The sequence below is a fragment of the Bacteroidales bacterium genome (genome assembly GCA_018334875.1).
Taxonomy (GTDB): Bacteria; Bacteroidota; Bacteroidia; order Bacteroidales; family UBA12077; genus JAGXLC01.
This window is the reverse complement of the sequence record JAGXLC010000459.1, coordinates 1-3,118: the sequence shown is the minus strand read 5'-3', so window position 1 is coordinate 3,118 and position 3,118 is coordinate 1. Positions and strand designations below refer to the sequence as shown.

At 45.0% G+C, this 3,118-nt stretch carries 4 protein-coding genes; all 4 read left to right on the top strand.

The annotated features are described in order from the left end of the window. Positions 1–197: hypothetical protein (locus KGY70_19805; GenBank protein MBS3777450.1), on the top strand; the 197-nt coding region annotated here is incomplete at its 5' end. A gap of 36 nt (positions 198–233) precedes the next feature. Continuing rightward, positions 234–1,553, top strand: coding sequence for a PmoA family protein (locus tag KGY70_19800; protein ID MBS3777449.1), 1,320 nt, complete (start codon positions 234–236; stop codon positions 1,551–1,553). A 63-nt stretch (positions 1,554–1,616) separates the two neighbouring features. Then, positions 1,617–2,969, top strand: coding sequence for a Gfo/Idh/MocA family oxidoreductase (locus tag KGY70_19795; GenBank protein ID MBS3777448.1), 1,353 nt, complete (start codon positions 1,617–1,619; stop codon positions 2,967–2,969). A gap of 59 nt (positions 2,970–3,028) precedes the next feature. Further along, a partial coding sequence (locus tag KGY70_19790; GenBank protein MBS3777447.1) for a twin-arginine translocation signal domain-containing protein occupies positions 3,029–3,118 on the top strand: 90 nt, incomplete at its 3' end.

Below are 3,118 nucleotides of genomic sequence, written 5' to 3'. Positions count from 1 at the left end.
CGGTAGAAATCAAAACAAAAGCCAAACGAATAAAAGACTGGAAATTATACAATGAATCGGCCGGACCTCTGCCCTACTCCATTCAATATGGACAAAGAACGGGTGAGGAGGAAACCGTTACGCTCATTCCATACGGGTGCTCAGCCCTGCGTATTTCCGAATTCCCGCTGGCGGGAGATTATTCGGTGATGAGATGATCTATAATATCAGCATAAAACCAAAAATTCATTTAAATGAAGCATTTAATATCCTTAACCAAAATCCTGATTTATTTATTGATATTGGGTACATACGCCTGTACTTCTAATACCAGGGAATTAACAATCGACGATCCGAATGGTGAACTCTCGGAAACACAAGCCCCCGTATCACTGAATGTCCAGTTGAACGATGCCTTAGCTTCTGCCGGGGATCAGGCGAGTTTGGGAATTTTAGATGGTTCAGCAAGTGGCGATGAAAATATGATACCGGCCCAATTAGATGAAACAAGCGGGGATGGAACTTCAAAGATAGTCCTGTTAATGCCGGGGCAAAAATCCGGTTCATCCACTTTCACATTGACGAAAAGTGCAGCTCCCTTTGATGAAGTTATGACTGCATCGCGTGATTCCAAAACCGGACAGATACAGATAAAAGAAAATGGGGAGCAAATATTACAGTATAATTATGAGACCATATATGAAGAAGATGTCATTCGTCTTGAGGAGGCAAAAGAAGAACAATATACAAGAACCAAAGAAGATACCTTCGTTACGGTTAGCCGATATGCTGTTCCGCGCAGCGATTACATCCACCCCTTGTATGGTCTTGAAGGTGAAATGCTGACAAGAGACTGGCCTGAAGGGGGACATCCCCATCACCGGGGCATTTTCTGGGCCTGGCCTGAAGTGGAATTTGGATCAGAACGGGCAGACATTTATGCCTTACAACGGGTTTTTGCAAGACCAACAGACGAAGTTCAGCTTACGAGCGGACCTGTTTTTGCCCAGATAGTGGCTGAAAATTTATGGATGTGGGAGGATTCCCTGCCTATTGTACGCGAGCATTCTGTAATAAGGGTATATCGAGCAACGCCAGAATCCCGTGTCATTGATTTAACCCTGAAATTTACCGCATTAAAGGACAGCATTACCATAGCTACAAGACGAACGGACAGCTACGGCGGGCTAAACCTGCGTATGCAGACTCCCGATGAACAAGATATCTCATATCACACCGATGAAGCGGGTTCGGAACCTTTAAGGGCATGGTCTGATTTTAACGGGCTACTCGAAGGAGCCAACACGAAAACCGGATTGATGGTATTGCAGCACAGCAGTAATCCCGACTATCCCGGTAAATGGGTTGAATACCCTGATCTTGCATGGGTCCAGCCGACATTCCCGGAGCCCAACACCAGATATCCACTCAGCAAAGAAAAACCGCTCATATTGCGTTACAGGCTGATCACCCATAAAGGGGGCAGACCTGAACAGTCTATCTCTATTCAGCGCTGGGATGCCTATCATAATAAAGTAGCACCTGATTATTCCTTTATTCAGGAGATAAACTGAACTGGCAGATAAAGGAAACTTTAATAAATACTTAATTATTCAACCTCATAAAAATGTCCGATCATGAAAAACAACGAAAACACCAAAAAATACACAAGAAGAAGTTTTATCAAAACTACATCTATGGCGGCAGTTGCGGCGCCATTCATAGTTAAATCCTCTGCACTCGGCGCAAATGGTACATCTGCACCCAGCGATAAGATCAACCTGGGCATCATTGGATGTGGTGATCTCGGAACAGCCAATCTGAACAATTGTGTAAAGCATCCTGATATTGTGGTGACCGCCGCATGCGATGTATGGAAGAAACGTCTTGATCCGATTGTTGAGAAGTTCAAGGATACCTGCACCCCTTATCACGATTACAGAGAATTATTGCAACATAAGGGACTTGATGCGGTTATCATTGCTACACCGGCGCACTGGCATACCATACAGGCTGTTGAAGCAGCGGAAGCAGGCCTGGACATTTACCTGCAAAAACCCATGACCATGCATCTGGGCGAAAGCCTGGCAGTAAGAAACGCAGTAAGAGAAAACAACGTCATGTGCCAGATCGGCACCCAGATTCATGCAGGAGATCACTATCGTCGCATGGTTGAGCTGGTTCGGTCGGGAAATCTGGGAGAGATTTCCACCGTGCGAACTTTTTTCGTTATGAATGAAGCTCCCAATGGCATTGGCCGCGGAAATAATACCTATGTTGTACCCGAGGGACTGGACTGGGATATGTGGGTAGGACCGGCCAGAATGCAACCCTTTAATCCAAATCTGGTAAAGAATGCATTCTATCATTGCTTCTGGATGGATTTCAGTGGAGGCTGGACCCCGGGTATGGCACCCCACATTATAGATTTGCCGGTCTGGGCATTGAATCTGGATTATCCCCATGAAATCAGTGCGAGCGGAGGAAGATACATCATAAAGGATGACAGCGATGCATATGACAATCATGAGGTCATACTGCGCTATCCCAACCTTACCTTAACCTGGATGCAGTCGTCCACCAACAGCTACGGATTTGATTTTCTGCGTGGGCGTGAAGCAAGACGCAGGCTGGGTATATATTTCCATGGTGTGAATGGAACATTGCGTACCGATTATAACAATCATGAGATATATCCGGAAGGAAACAGAATGAAGAATATGGAAACTCCCCCGAAATCCATTCCTTCTTCCCCCGGACAGGAACTTGAATGGGTTGAAAGCATCAAATCACGCAAACAACCGCTTTGTAATCCCGAATATCACATTAGGATTGATGCTCCCATTGAATTGAGTGTGTTGTCAATGAAGCTTGGCAGATCGATCCGGTTTGATCCTTACAAGGAGGAGATTGTTGGGGATAAAGAAGCCGCCAGGCTTGCTGTTCCGGAATACAGATCACCCTGGAAATTTCCATCTAAATATTTGTAGTCAATAATGATCGGAGTTAATGGTAATTCGAAAATCAATCATAGCAATACAATTTAACCATGAATGATACCGATAGAAGGACTTTTTTAAAGAAAGCCGCCATGGCTGCATTGGGTCTGGGACTCGTAAATCCTGCTAAAAGTTATTCC